Source organism: Peribacillus sp. V2I11, assembly GCF_030817135.1.
Taxonomy (GTDB): domain Bacteria; phylum Bacillota; class Bacilli; order Bacillales; family DSM-1321; genus Peribacillus; species Peribacillus simplex.
This window is the reverse complement of the sequence record NZ_JAUSYW010000001.1, coordinates 4441997-4456486: the sequence shown is the minus strand read 5'-3', so window position 1 is coordinate 4456486 and position 14490 is coordinate 4441997. Positions and strand designations below refer to the sequence as shown.

Below are 14490 nucleotides of genomic sequence, written 5' to 3'. Positions count from 1 at the left end.
TTCTAAGAAACAATTCTTTTTATTCACATATTGGATTCTTTTTTTGCTAATATAGATAAGTGAAAAAAAGGAGGGGTAAAAGTGGCATTTCATTATCCCAACGGACGAAGATTTGTACCGCAGGCTATGGAAGAAAAGAAAAGCCCACTAAAAAAAAACAGTTACAGCAACCGGGGAAAAACATTGGAAGACGATTTGAACGAAACCAATCAGTATTATTTAACACACGGCATTGCCGTCATCCATAAAAAACCGACACCCATTCAAATTGTCGATGTCCATTACCCGAAAAGAAGTGCTGCAGTCATTAAAGAAGCCTATTTCAAACAAGCATCGACCACCGATTACAATGGTGTTTATAAAGGAAAGTACATTGATTTTGAGGCAAAGGAAACAAAGAACAGCAGTTCTTTCCCTCTGAAGAATTTTCATGACCATCAAATCGAACATATGAAACATATCGTTCAGCATGACGGAATTGCATTTGTCATCATCCGGTTTTCCGCAATGGATGATATATATCTAATGAGTTCTGAACAACTGAGTTTTTATTGGAAGAGAATGAAAGACGGCGGACGCAAATCTATAACTCTTCAAGAGGTTGAAAGCAGTTCACGAAAGATTACTCTTGGCTTTCAACCGAGAATTGACTATATTAAAGTAGTAGATTCGCTCATCTCAGAAAATTTTTAGTTTTTTTAGAAAGGCAGGTTAGCTGTAATGGCTGAAAAATATAATACTAGGGAAGAACGCCGAAAGCAGGGGCAGACACAAAAAAAGGGACCGAAGAAAGGCCCTAATAAGCCAACCAATATGCTTAAGCGCATTTTCCTTATACTTGTTACAATCGGAATAATAGGCTTGGTTGCCGGAGGAGCTGCAATGGCTTACTTTATAAGCGACGCTCCAAAACTTGACGAAAAGCTTTTGAAAGATCCGGTCACATCCAAGATTCTCGATGAAAATGGTAAATTGCTAGCTGAAATCGGAAAGGAAAACCGGGATTATGTAAATTATGAAGACATCCCCGATCTTGTCGAAGAAGCTTTCCTGGCAACGGAAGATTCCCGCTTTTATGAACACCACGGGGTAGATTTCTTACGTCTGGGCAGTGCCGTCATAGCCAACGTCAAAAACGGATTCGGCTCAGAGGGTGCAAGTACATTGACCCAGCAGGTTATCAAGCGTTCTTATTTAACACCTGATAAGACCATTAAAAGGAAAGTCCAGGAAATGTGGCTATCCATACAGCTTGAAAGAAAATATACAAAAGAAGAAATTTTCGAAATGTATGTGAATAAGATTTTCTTTGCAAACCGTGCCAACGGGATCTTAACTGCATCGCAAACTTATTATGGAAAAGATCTTAGCGAATTGAAATTGAACGAAGCGGCCATGCTTGTAGGATTACCGCAAAGCCCAAGCAGGTATGACCCGTATAAATACCCTGAACGTGCGAAAGAACGCCGTGATATTGTCCTGCACTTAATGAATAAACATGGTTATATCACCGAAACGGAAATGAAAAATGCACAAAGCATCGATATAACAGAAGGACTTCAAGAAATCGATAAGAGCCAAATCGATACGACCGCATACGATGCGTTCATCGATTTGGTAATTGAGGAAGTCGGGGATATGGGTGACTATAACGTCTTTACCGATGGATTGGAAATCCAAACGACCATTGATAAAGATGCCCAGGAATATGTCTATAACATGTTGAACAGTGATGAAATCATCAATTATCCAAGTAAAGATCTCCAAGCAGGAGTCACATTACTCGATACAGAAACTGGTGAAATTAAAGCAGTGGGCGGCGGCAGGAACACGACGGTTAAACGCGGCTGGAATTATGCAACGGATGCCAAGCGATCACCTGGTTCGACCATTAAGCCGATTCTGGATTATGGTCCTGCCGTAGAATATTTAAATTGGTCCACCTACCATCAAATCAAGGATGAGGAATATACCTACAGTGATGGAACACCGCTTAAAAATGCTTCCGGACGACATTATGGTACTGTAACGACTCGCGAGGCACTAGCACGGTCATTAAATATTCCTGCCTTAAAAACGCTTCAAGCAGTCGGCTTGGACCGGGCACGTGATTTTGCCACCGACCTTGGCATTCCTTTTGACAAGGAAATTACCGAATCTGCAGCATTGGGCGGCGGTAAGGATGTTTCAACGCTTGAACTTGCCGGTGCATACAGTTCATTCGGAAACAACGGTATCTATAATGAACCTCATAGTGTGAAAAAGATTGTTTTACGTGATAAAACAACCATCAAAAACAAGACGGAATCAAAACCGGTCATGAAAGATTCCACAGCTTTCATCGTGACGGACATGTTGAAAAGCGTCATGAAAGAAGCTTATGGAACAGGAAGGTTAGCCAATATACCTAGTCTCCCGGTAGCCGGTAAAACGGGGTCAACCAATTTCACGCCTGAACAGCGTGCAAAGAACAACATCCCATCTTCCGGTGTAAAAGATAGCTGGATGGCAGGTTATACAACCAATTATACAGTTGCGGTTTGGGCGGGTTATGATAATGCATCTGGAGAGCAAATGGAATATCTGGGTGAATCATCTCAAAGGATCCCTAAATCCATCTTTAAGAATTTAATGGAACATATGGCTCAATCAAAGGAAACGAAAGACTTTGATCAACCTGACAGTGTTGTGAAGGTTGGAGTCATCAAAGGTTCGAATCCAGCTGTTAAAGCCAATGAATATACACCAAGCAGTAAAATCACTTATGAATATTATGTTAAAGGTCACGAGCCAACACAAGTGACGACAGAATATGAAAAAATCGACTCACCTGGCATTAACGCTTCTTACAACCAGGAAAGCAATGAAATCAATCTATCATGGTCATATCCTAAAGGTAATGGGAATACCCAATTCGAGGTTAAGATGTCCGTTGATGGCGGAGCACAGAGCGTATTAAAAAAATCGAAGGATACTAGTTTAACTATCCCTAATCCAACCCCTGGAAGTAAATATACTTTCTCAGTGGTAGCTCTAGTGGATAACCAACAAAGTGATCCTGCGAGTACATCTGTCAATATACCTGCTGAAGCCGTTGTCCCTGAGGATACTGAGGACGAGGTGATTGAAGATCCGGCCGAAGGTGAGGATACGGAACAAGAAACTCCTGCTGAAGGCGAAGAAGATAAAAAAGACGAAGACAAAAATAACAATGGCGAAAACGGCAATATCGACAATAACGGCAATAATGGCAATAATGGAAATGGCAACAATGATAACAATGGTAACGGAAATGGCAACAACACTGATGACGGAAATGGGAATAAGGGTGATGAGGACGTCGAAGGCGGAGATGATGCCACTGACCCTGGAACGGTAGAAGAGGAAAAACCAGTCGAAACCCCTGTCCCGGACCCTAACCCGGACCCAGATCCAGACAAAGATACGGAATAAATAAAGATTGACCAAAAAAACGTCTAAGCTTTTAGCTTAGACGTTTTTTTGGCTGTTCTTATTTTTGATCATGAACTTCACATATTGTTTTTCGAATTCTCGGAACAACTCACTTAGCTGTCTATAAGAATGAAAAAAAGCGGGTCTTGCCAGGATGAAAGAAAGCCTTTCATCCATGTTCACTGGAATATTGTTAAAGGATTCTATTTGGACCCTGAAATCATTCAATACCACTGGCTTCCCATGTATCCAGAACACTGCGGTTAAAAATAAACCTATACCCTGCTTCATGAGTCCCAAAGTCTGTCCCACTTTTCGCTCAGAAAATAGCAAACTGCATTCTGAATCAATTCCCTTCCATATTTCCAGCAGTTCCTTTACATGCATTGCCCCCTTAGTCCAAGGAGCATACGCCTCTACATTATTATAATAAAGTAACTCATATGGGAAAGCCTCGAATGGGATCGATTCACTCCAACCTATATATCGCTCTTTTTCCAAAATGGTTTCCTTTTCAGGAAAAAATAAAGGATGGTCCAGTCCTTCAGGGACTTTTAATGATATGGACTGCGTCAATTGGCTTCTTTCCTTTTCATTCTTTTTTTTCCTTCACGGCATAATTCGAGAAGCGGGCAGGTTTCACATCTTGGTGACTGGGCCTTGCAATGATAGCGTCCAAAGAATATCAGGCGGTGATGCGTAACGGACCATTCATTCTTTGGTATCTTAGCCATCAACGTTTTCTCAACTTCGAGGACACTATCCTTCCAACGGCATAATCCCAGGCGCTTGGAAACACGCTCTACATGGGTATCCACAGCAATCGCTGGCACATCAAAAGCAACAGAAACGACTACATTCGCCGTCTTTCTGCCAACGCCAGGCAATTTAACAAGCTCATCACGATCTCTGGGAACTTCCTTACCGTATTCTTCGATCAGCATGCGCGACAACTTTTGTATGTTCTTAGCCTTGTTACGAAACAAACCGATTGAGCGAATGTCATTTTCCAACTCTTCTATCGGAACGCTTATGTAATCCTCAGGCGTTTTATATTTCTGAAATAAATCCTTCGTGACTTTATTGACTAATACATCCGTACACTGAGCTGACAGGGCAACAGCAACCACCAATTCAAATGGATTGGAGTGATTCAGCTCACAATGGGCATCCGGAAACATTTCACCCATCGTATCCAGACAATATCGAATTTGAGCTTTATTCAACATATTGGTTCTCCTTCAATTTACATTACTGCTCGAGCCAGTTATAGAAAGGCACATCTTTCAATGGTTGTGCAGTTTCCGTCTTTCGGTCCCTCTTTTGGTGAACTCTAAATTTTTGTCCTTGCTCCCTTGCCTGTTCCAAGGTTCTAATTCCATTCTTTTTCCACTCAAATAAAATTCGATCAATGTATCTGAAATTCAATTTTCCGGAAATGACAGACTCCCTTAGAGCTGACTTAATGATCTCAGGTTGATGGTCGTCCTCCATCCACATTGCCAATGTCTCACATTCAAATGGAGATAAAGGGCGGCCAAACTCCTGTTCAAAAATCGTATAAAGGCTCTCCCCCGCTTTTTGGATTTCAGCAGACTCTGATTGTTTCAAAGATTTCAAGAAACAGTCCATCATTTTTTCATAAAGTGGAGACAAAGAATATTTTTCCTGTCCGATTTCTTGGTTCCCTTCAACCACCATTTCAACAAATCCCCTTTGGACCAAACGCTGGATCAAGAATAGACATTCCGTTTCCTGCAATGTCATTCGGTCAGAAAGTTGGGATGGTGCAGGAAAATGGTTACCTTTATCGATGAAGCTTTGCAATTGTAATAATAGGACCATTTCTTGTTCATTCAGTCCCATCGTACTATAGTTAGTCAACAAAAAGGATGGAATCGTTATCGTTCCTTCCTTAAACCAAGCATATAAATGTTCTTTATTCATGTTTTTGGACACCTCTGGTTAAGTATAACATGAATAAGGCTCCCCGAATAAGTTTATAATTTTAACAAAAAACGGTTATCTGCCTAATATGGCAAGATAACCGTTTCATTACGAGATCAAGGATATAATCGATTTAATAGACGTGGGAACGGGATGGTTTCCCGGACATGCTCGACTCCACTGATCCATGCAACGGTGCGTTCTAAACCCAAACCGAAGCCTGAATGCGGTACAGAGCCATATTTTCTTAATTCCATATACCATTTGTAAGCATCTTCGCTCAAGCCATGTTCATTGATTCTCTGTTCAAGCAATTCCTGATCATGAATCCGCTCTGAACCGCCAATTATTTCCCCATATCCTTCCGGGGCGATCAAATCGGCACAAAGAACGACTTCTTCCCTGTCAGGGGCTGGCTGCATATAAAAAGGTTTGATTTTGGTTGGGTAATGAGTTATGAAAACGGGCTTATCATAACTTTCCGCTATCGCAGTTTCATGCGGAGCTCCAAAATCATCACCCCATTGGATATCGTCAAATCCCTGTTCATGAAGGAACTTAATGGCTTCATCATATGTAATACGCGGGAAAGGAGCTTGAATTTGTTGAAGCTTCGCTGTATCACGGCCAAGTGTATTCAACTCAAGCTGACAGTTTTTCAATACGGATTGGATGATGGAAGAAACGAATTGCTCCTGAACCTCCAGGTTTTCTTTAAATTCGATAAAAGCCATTTCTGGTTCAATCATCCAGAACTCGATTAAATGTCGTCTTGTTTTGGATTTTTCTGCCCTAAAGGTAGGACCAAAGGAAAATACCTTCCCAAGTGCCATGGCAGCCGCTTCCATATAGAGTTGACCACTTTGTGAAAGGTAAGCATCCTCATCAAAGTATTTAGTCGCGAACAATTCACTCGTTCCCTCTGGTGCGCTTCCAGTTAAAATTGGGGGATCCACTTTAACGAAACCTTCTTCATTAAAGAATTCATATGTAGCACGGATTATTTCATTCCGGATTTTCATGACTGCATGCTGCCGTTTTGAACGCAGCCACAAATGGCGGTTATCCATTAAGAATTCAGGACCATGCGCTTTAGGTGTAATGGGATAATCCAATGATTCATGAATGATTTCAATATCTTTCACCTGTAACTCATAACCGAACGGCGATCGTTCATCCTTTTGAATGACACCTGTTACATACAAGGATGACTCTTGCGAAACCGATTTCGCACGAGCGAAAATTTCTTCACCCACTTCAGCTTTCACGACCACACCTTGAATGAAACCAGAGCCATCACGGATTTGAAGGAAAGCAATTTTCCCACTGGAACGTTTGCTGGCAAGCCAGCCTCCAATTGTAACTTCTTGATCGACGAATTTGCTAGCATCTTTTATTGTAATTTTCACGGAATTTACCTCCAAAAATAGCTTAACTTACTAATGAATTTACTCTACTTATTATACCCATAGCCCTGCTTACAAGCAAATAAATCAATTGAAGCGGAAGTTCCATGCCTTATATATCATTCTTATTATATTTTTGTAGCGCATTCGCCAGTTTGCATGATAGATTACTTTTCACTAACGCCCAAGCTCTTATAAAATCATTTCAGTATATGTATCAATCGACCATTTCTATTTTTAAACAAAGGGTTGAATCAATCAACCAATGGTAATCATTTTCGCCTTTAACAGGGTTTCAAATGATGCATATAATTGAAAAGCACTTTTAGGATTTCTTATTTGGCAGGAAAGCAGCTCTTCAAGTCTTTTGATCCGATAGCGTAAACCACTCATTGAAATGTTCAATTCTTTCATACTGCATTCAAGATTTCCACCGCATTGCAGAAATACATAAAGCGTTTTCAATAATTCATTCATTTTTGGATCATCTTTCATCAATAAAGGACCCAGCATTTTCTCAGCTTTTTGCAGGACCGCTGGAGTACTCCCAGTATGCATTAAAATGGATAACAGATCGACTTCTTCAAATTTGATAATATCCCGAGTTCCTTCATTCATATTCAAAGCGGTTAAAGCTTCTTGAAAAACATCGTGAGCCCGTTCCAATTCATCACTTATTGTGCTAAGTCCCATTTTAAAGTTATATCCGCTGAAAACTGTATATAGATGATTGATGCATTCCTTGGTTCGAAATTGATATTCATTTCCAGGACTTAGCGGTATAAGCAATACGATATGACCATCCCTTAAGGCTGTTAAGACGACTTGATTCCGCTTCTTAAAGAAACTATTAATCTCTTCGATGATTTTCTGCTGAATGAAATAGTCATTCTCTGTCCCCCGATCGGAGGAAAAACGATACCCCAGCACCGCAATGGTGAAAGGATGATCCAATGAAGCGTCTAAATACATGCTTTTTTTGATTATTTCTTCTCTAGTAGCAAACTCTCCATTTAATATTTGTTCAAGAAATAAACCTTTCACCCTTTCTAGGGCTTCAAAACTGCTTTTCTCATTTAAGAGGAATAAGGAACCAGTCATGGACACCCTCTCAAGAATCATTCGATTGATTTCCAGGTTCGTTTTTCCTTCGACTTGATTTGATTGCGCAAAGGCACAATAGCCGTAAGTTTTATTTTGTAACGTAATGGGGGTATAAAGCAGCTCCATCCCATCTTTTACGATTCTTCCGGTCTCCAAGGTGACAGGACCATTTTCCCTCATCAGTTTGAGCTGATTCCTGACTTCCCTTACCTTCCCTTTGTGAAACCCAGCATGATAAACCTGATTGCTATTGAAATTCTCCATCAACAAAGGTATTTTTGTTTTCTGATAAACCATCCTCACTATGGATTGAAGGCTTCTTCCGTTAATTAACTCTTCTGTCAGCAAATTATGAATATCCATCACTTTTGACAAACTATTGCGTTCCTCCAGCAGCTTTTCATATGTTACGGCAAGCTCTTGTACAATCGGTTTGGTTTTATAATATTTCAACTCATCCTGAATCTCCGTGCCCCATAAATGTATCGATTTACCTTCGTATCTACACTCTGATTGCCCTGCTCCCTTACAGGCACTTTCCTTGAAAATCACTTCATGACCGCAGACCGTAGAGTAAAATCCACTTGCATATCCCGTCAATGTATAACAGACTGGCTTTTCCGCGATGCCTGTTTGGGTGATATGTTCCTCTGCCTCATAGGAATTCACCCAAACCCCTTCCACCTTTACAGAGTGTACATCCGCTTGACTACCCATCGATAATTCCAGTTTCGTAGTATTAACCTTTGTATACCCCTGCAGCATATGTAAAATGGGGCCTTGCCTCAGTATCTCCCTAACCGTTGACAGATTCCCTTTTAGTGCCTTTTTAGCATCATTGACTCCGATATTCCAGCCATAACGTATTAAAAAAGACTTCATTCTTTCAAATCCAATATTCTCGATCAAGTCCTTTCTTAGGGTTCCGAAAATTGAAGAGGAAGTCAGGATCATCCTCTCATCATTTAAATGAATTTCACCATCATCATTCTTAAGGTTCAAAAGATTCGTCATGATTCCCCCTGGCTTCCTTTTACATAATATTATACTTTTTCCACACCTTACCTATCAAGATAAATGTAAACGCATTCATATCATGCAGTAGTGGAAAAACCGATGGGATTCCGATACAAACCATTCTTTTTCATGTTTTCTTAATCAGATTAATTCATTCGGAGCTGGATCAAATCAGCATTAATGCCTTCATCTGCATTTATCCACTTTTCATTTGTCCAGCCATGAAGGCCATAATCGTTCATGGCCAAGTCCACAAAAGCTTTGAATTTATCCGATTGTCCATTTAATTCTGCCATTTTCATGGTTTCAAGCCTAATATTTTCATGGTTACCCGCATAATTGATTTCATATAACTCATTCCTGCCACCAAATTCCGTTCCGATGGAATCCCATATAAGTTTCATCAGTTTTACCCTTTCCACTGCCGAAACCCCACCTGAACCCTTATAATATTTATCGAGATACGGACGGACCTCAGGGTTTAAAAAATCCTTGGAGCTTGATGGGAGTTGAATGAGATTACCTGCTACAACCTGTTCAAATATCTGTTTCACCTTTGGCCAAACCATAGGTGCGAACACCCTATATGCAGTTGCATATGTGCTATTGGGGAGAACAGTGCCATTCGGTCCTTCCACCGGATCTGTAGCCATCGCTGTCGAGATTGCCCAAAACATATTCCTGTAAGCAAGCACTTCCCCGATATTGGCTTGAACTCCCCTAAATTGATTCGTTCCTGCCATTTCCGTAGCCTTCATCAGAAGCCCAGCCATAAAGTCCAATTTCACCGCATAGCGTGTGCAGCCATGAAATGTATATCGATTCATCCACCCAGTCTTGGATCTAAAACCATTTGCAATTTCCACATTATTATAGGCGAATACATTCTCCCATGGGATGAATACATGATCAAGGACGATGACTGCGTCATTCTCGTCGAACCGACTAGAAAGCGGGTAATCGAAAGGAGTGCCTGTCCTGGCAGCCATTTCTTCAAAAGACTGTCTGCTGATCATTTTTAATCCCGGCGCGTTCATCGGCACAAAGAAAATCAATGCATGGCTTCTATCTCCTTCCCCAAGATCGACAGGAGAATAATTCGCGACAAAATTATAATTCGTAAGTGCTGCAGAGGTTCCAACCATTTTGGCTCCGCTTACAATTATTCCATCATCCCGCTCTTCCACCGTACGTACAAATACCTCTTTATTTTCATGTAGCGGTTATTCCTGTCCATTGCCGGATTTATAATTGTATGGTTACAGAAGGGAACGTCCCTTGTGTTTTTTTCATACCATCTTTTCGCATTATCTTCAAATCCCTTATAAAAATCGCTATACGGTCCCAATGATCCTGTAAAAGCAGCTTTGTAATCAGGGGTGCGACCCATGAAACCATAGCTCAATTTTGACCATTCTGCTATGGCATCCCTTGCTTCAAGCAGCTCTGTTGCGTTCTTTGAGGCCTTGAAGAACTTATGGGTAGTATGGCCTTCATCTGTCTTAGTCGTTAAAATCCGTGCCGTAACCGGATCATGGAGAGCATCATATAGTTGGGCAATTGACCTGGCAGAATTGCGATATGCTGGGTGTGTCGTCACATCATCTACCTTATCGCCATTCAAGAATACCGTTCTTCCGTCTCGTAAACTTTCTAAATACTCTTTTCCATTCATCATCGGAACATCCCCCATTCACAATCTTTCAATTTGAATTCCTAGCTTCATACTAACTTAATGTTCAAGACATTTTTCTGTTGAAACCCATCTTTTTTCTAACATTTTTTGTCTAATTATACTGAATAATCTAAATATGTTGAACTTAAACAAAAAATCATATACGATATCATATATGATTATTAATAAAATCAAGGGGTGAGTGTCCATGGCAAAAGCAAGAGTGAAACTCCAAAAGTCAGATTATTCAGAAGAAATGGAAATACTGTCGAACCGCTATATATTAATGAACGGAGATAAGTATGAGGTATCACAAATCAAGTTGGATAACCCTATTTCAGGAACGGTATATGGAACATTATTAAACTATAAAGGATCATTGGAAGCATTGAAGGGAAAGATCGACCATCCTCCTTATAATGAACCTCCTAAAGGGCCGATCCTTTATATTAAACCTAGAAATACGTTTTCTTCTTTTTCAAATCCAGTTCCCCTTCCAAATGGCATACCTGAATTGGAGATCGGGGCCGCACTTGCAATAGTAATCAGTAAAACGGCCACAAGAGTCAAGAAAGAACATGCATTGGATTATATAGAAGGTTTTACGATCGCCAATGATATTAGCATTCCACATGAAAGCGTTTTCCGTCCTGCCATCCGCCATAAAGCCCGTGATGGATTTTGCCCGATCGGTCCATGGGTCGTATCCAAGGAATCCATCTCCAACCCCGATTCTTTAGGAATCCGTGTATATATAAATGGAGAGCTAAGGCAAGAAAATTCAACTTCAAATCTAATTCGCTCCATATCCCGCCTTATTGAGGATGTAACTGACTTCATGACTTTGAGTACGGGTGACGTCCTTCTAGTTGGAGTTCCAGAGAATGCACCGCTGGCAAAAGCCGATGATCATGTCAGAATAGAAATAGACGAAATCGGATATTTGGAAAATACTATCATTTCCGAGGAAAAACTATCACTGGAGGGGATTATATGAAGAGAGCACGTGTAGCCTATGCAGGTGCCGTACATCCAGCAAGAGAATATTATGGCCAGCTCAAATTGGCGGATGGCCGGGTTGTCAATGAGCAGGATGTTGTCTGGCTTCCCCCTGTGGAACCACGAACTGCCTTCGCGCTTGGCCTGAATTATGCAGACCATGCGAAGGAGCTTGCTTTTAAAGCCCCGGAAGAACCCCTTGCGTTCTTAAAAGGTCCCAATACCTTTATCGGCCACCAGGGACAGACAAGGCGGCCTGCTGATGCAGCTTATATGCATTATGAATGTGAACTGGCAGTCGTCATAGGTAAAAAGGCGAAAAACATAAAAAAGGAAGAAGCCTTTAAGTATGTAAGTGGATATACGATTGCAAATGATTATGCAATACGGGATTATCTGGAGAATTACTACCGACCAAACTTAAAGGTCAAAAATCGTGATACCTGCACCCCCATTGGTCCTTGGCTAGTCGATGCCGAAGATATTCCAGATCCTTCGAATCTTGCCATCAAAACTTACGTCAACGGAAAATTGACTCAGCAAGGTAACACGAAAGACATGATTTTCGGCATTGCTGATTTAATTGAATATTTCAGCAGCTTCATGACATTAAGCCCAGGCGATATCATATTGACAGGCACACCTGAAGGATTGGCGGATACTGCTGTAGGCGATGAAATCATCACTGAAATTGAAGGTATCGGGAAACTTGTTAGCACAATAGTCGGTGACGATATATTTACTGAAGGCGGGGATCGGCCGCATCTAAAAATCCATAATTAACGGAAGGGACTAATCACATGCCTCATATTATTATTGAATATACGGATAATATCAAAGATGAAATCCAGATTGACGGCTTATTAAGGAAGGTGAATGATGTACTGATATCCTATCCTTCCATCTTTCCAATTGGCGGAATTCGATCCCGGGCCATTGAATTGAAGCATTATCGTGTTGCCGATGGTACAGAGGATGATGCCTTTGTTCATGCCATACTAAAAATTGGCGCTGGACGCCAGGACAGTGATAAAACCAAAGTATGTGACCAACTTTTCGAAACGATGGAATCCCATTTGGCATCCCTCTTTTCAAAAAGATATCTTGCCCTCTCCATGGAACTTACGGAATTCAGTGATTTTGGCACATATAAAAAGAATAATATCCATGATCGATATAATAAATGAACAAGATTTCATATTTAAAGGCCTTCCTCATCATCGGGAAGGCCTTTAAATTATAATGTTTTGCCACTGCAACCGGACTCAGTTGATTTCTGCAAGGTTTTCGGTGCGGTTCAAGAACTCCTTGACACGGTCCACATATTCCTGTTTATCATAGCCGTTATATAAAGCGCTTGCCATACGGACCGGATCCCCAAAAAAGAATCTTTCGTACAGCGTTTGCCTGGATCCAAATGAACTCATGCATACATCCCATGCGAGACGATACAATTTAACCCTGTCATAGGCTCCACCATTCGCGGCTTGAAGATATTTATCCAAATCCGGTCGAAGCTCCGAATTGAAATCGGCTTCATTTGGTATCGCCATTAAGCCACTAGCTCCAAGAAGCTGCATTATTTCACTGAATCTAGGGTAAATCTTCGGATAATAATTACGGGCTATGTTTAACGGTGTGAAATCGGGTGTCATCATTCCCCACTTATCCACTTTCGCGTTTGCCTCCGAAGCTGTAATGAAAGCCTTTACCGTTTCAAGCGCTATGATGACTTCCGAGATTTTCTCCTGAACATGCTGGTATTGCCCAATATTGATGGTTTCCACCATTAGTTGCAAAATCCCTAGAATGAACTCGGTTTTTGCGATATTCTTCGCTACCACCTGATGGGTCATATGAACAACTGCATTGCTTTCATTATAGGCCTGGTTGCAAATGCCGACATCCCCATATGCAAATACCCGATTCCAAGGAACGACTACATCATCAAAAACGATAATCGTATCCATTTCCTCAAATCGTGAACCAAGTGGATGGTCAAAATGTGATTTGCCATAGTCGAATGATTCACGGCAGATGAATTTCAACCCCGGTGTATTATTTGGTATGGAGAATGCGAATGCATAAGGGTTTTCTTCTTCCGATTGTTTAAGCAATGTTGAAGGGAAAACCATTATTTCATCCGTTATTCCTCCTTGTGTAGCTAATAATCTGGCACCCTTTATAATAAGCCCTTCTGAATTCTTGCCAGCAATCCGTGCAGCGATGTAAGGGTCGGGTAGCTTTGCGGCACTAACTCCCCTATTAACCTGGGGTTGAATCAGGGTATGTGTCAAAGACAAATCCTTTTCACGGCAGAGTTCATAATAATCTTTCATATTTTTAGCAAATGCCGAATCCTGAGTGCCGAACATATCAGCTGCAGTACCGTACGCCATCATCCCACTGTTGATATAGTCAGGTGAACGCCCCATCATTCCATTATTATGTCTTGCCCATTCTTGAATCATTTTCCTCCTTTTTTCAAGGTCTTCCTTAGTCCGCGGCTGCATGAATGAGGTCCCTACTCTTTCGTTTGAAGTTGGTGAAATATAAGTCATGATGTCATTTTTCGCGGAATCATGCTGTAGATCATATAATTCGGCCTGTGTTTTCATGACCCCTTTAAAAGCTGGGTGTTCACTGATCTTATCTTTTACTTGCTCCCCATTGATCCATACATTCGCCTTTGCTTTGTCTACCCTATCGATATATTCTTTACCTGTTTTAGCCGGCATGCTTGCATCCCCCTTTGGTTCCAATGTAATGAAGCGCTTACAATTAAATAAATTCCAAATATTGAATTAATTACTATAACAAAATATACCATGTGTTATGATATATATAAAATACTTAAAAAATTCAATATGTATATGTAAATCATATGTA

At 40.8% G+C, this 14490-nt stretch carries 12 protein-coding genes and 1 pseudogene; 5 read left to right on the top strand and 8 right to left on the bottom strand.

The window, feature by feature from the left end; all coding sequences use genetic code 11:
• Positions 1-81: 81 nt before the first annotated feature.
• Both recU and QFZ73_RS21820 read left to right on the top strand, forming a co-directional pair.
• Complete coding sequence (gene recU / locus QFZ73_RS21825; protein WP_251430607.1) at positions 82-693, top strand: Holliday junction resolvase RecU; 612 nt, start codon at positions 82-84, stop codon at positions 691-693.
• A gap of 27 nt (positions 694-720) precedes the next feature.
• Positions 721-3453: a PBP1A family penicillin-binding protein gene (locus tag QFZ73_RS21820; RefSeq protein WP_307270591.1), complete on the top strand. Its 2733-nt coding sequence runs from the start codon at positions 721-723 to the stop codon at positions 3451-3453.
• A 36-nt stretch (positions 3454-3489) separates the two neighbouring features.
• Here QFZ73_RS21820 and QFZ73_RS21815 read toward each other — a convergent pair whose 3' ends face one another.
• The 7 genes and pseudogenes from QFZ73_RS21815 to QFZ73_RS21785 form a co-directional block, all read right to left on the bottom strand.
• Positions 3490-4029, bottom strand: coding sequence for a YpoC family protein (locus tag QFZ73_RS21815; protein ID WP_251430601.1), 540 nt, complete (start codon positions 4027-4029; stop codon positions 3490-3492).
• Positions 4026-4682, bottom strand: coding sequence for an endonuclease III (gene nth / locus QFZ73_RS21810; RefSeq protein ID WP_307270585.1), 657 nt, complete (start codon positions 4680-4682; stop codon positions 4026-4028). Before nth ends, QFZ73_RS21815 begins: the two co-directional genes overlap by 4 nt.
• A gap of 22 nt (positions 4683-4704) precedes the next feature.
• Positions 4705-5400, bottom strand: coding sequence for a DnaD domain-containing protein (locus QFZ73_RS21805; protein ID WP_251430594.1), 696 nt, complete (start codon positions 5398-5400; stop codon positions 4705-4707).
• Positions 5401-5516: 116 nt separating this feature from the next.
• On the bottom strand, positions 5517-6809 hold the full coding sequence (asnS, locus tag QFZ73_RS21800) for an asparagine--tRNA ligase (protein ID WP_251430590.1): 1293 nt from the start codon (positions 6807-6809) through the stop codon (positions 5517-5519).
• Positions 6810-7064: 255 nt separating this feature from the next.
• Positions 7065-8924 (bottom strand): XylR N-terminal domain-containing protein, encoded by a 1860-nt coding sequence (locus QFZ73_RS21795; RefSeq protein WP_307270578.1) that lies wholly within the window; start codon positions 8922-8924, stop codon positions 7065-7067.
• 149 nt (positions 8925-9073) lie between these two features.
• Positions 9074-9754, bottom strand: a complete 681-nt coding sequence (locus QFZ73_RS21790) for a 4-hydroxyphenylacetate 3-hydroxylase C-terminal domain-containing protein (RefSeq protein ID WP_307272972.1) — start codon at positions 9752-9754, stop codon at positions 9074-9076.
• A 111-nt stretch (positions 9755-9865) separates the two neighbouring features.
• Positions 9866-10602: pseudogene (locus QFZ73_RS21785) on the bottom strand (4-hydroxyphenylacetate 3-hydroxylase N-terminal domain-containing protein); the annotation flags it as partial.
• 208 nt (positions 10603-10810) lie between these two features.
• On the opposite strand from QFZ73_RS21785, the gene QFZ73_RS21780 reads away from it, so the two are divergent.
• From QFZ73_RS21780 to QFZ73_RS21770, 3 genes are read left to right on the top strand one after another with little or no spacing between them, the layout of a single operon-like run.
• Positions 10811-11599, top strand: coding sequence for a fumarylacetoacetate hydrolase family protein (locus QFZ73_RS21780; RefSeq protein WP_307270575.1), 789 nt, complete (start codon positions 10811-10813; stop codon positions 11597-11599).
• Positions 11596-12384: a fumarylacetoacetate hydrolase family protein gene (locus QFZ73_RS21775; protein ID WP_251430570.1), complete on the top strand. Its 789-nt coding sequence runs from the start codon at positions 11596-11598 to the stop codon at positions 12382-12384. The genes QFZ73_RS21780 and QFZ73_RS21775 overlap by 4 nt, the downstream gene beginning before the upstream one ends.
• Positions 12385-12401: 17 nt before the next feature.
• On the top strand, positions 12402-12788 hold the full coding sequence (locus QFZ73_RS21770; RefSeq protein ID WP_251430558.1) for a 5-carboxymethyl-2-hydroxymuconate Delta-isomerase: 387 nt from the start codon (positions 12402-12404) through the stop codon (positions 12786-12788).
• A gap of 78 nt (positions 12789-12866) precedes the next feature.
• Here QFZ73_RS21770 and hpaB read toward each other — a convergent pair whose 3' ends face one another.
• A complete protein-coding gene (gene hpaB / locus QFZ73_RS21765) occupies positions 12867-14339 on the bottom strand; it encodes a 4-hydroxyphenylacetate 3-monooxygenase, oxygenase component (RefSeq protein ID WP_251430556.1) in 1473 nt (490 codons plus the stop codon).
• Between the last annotated feature and the right edge of the window lie 151 nt (positions 14340-14490).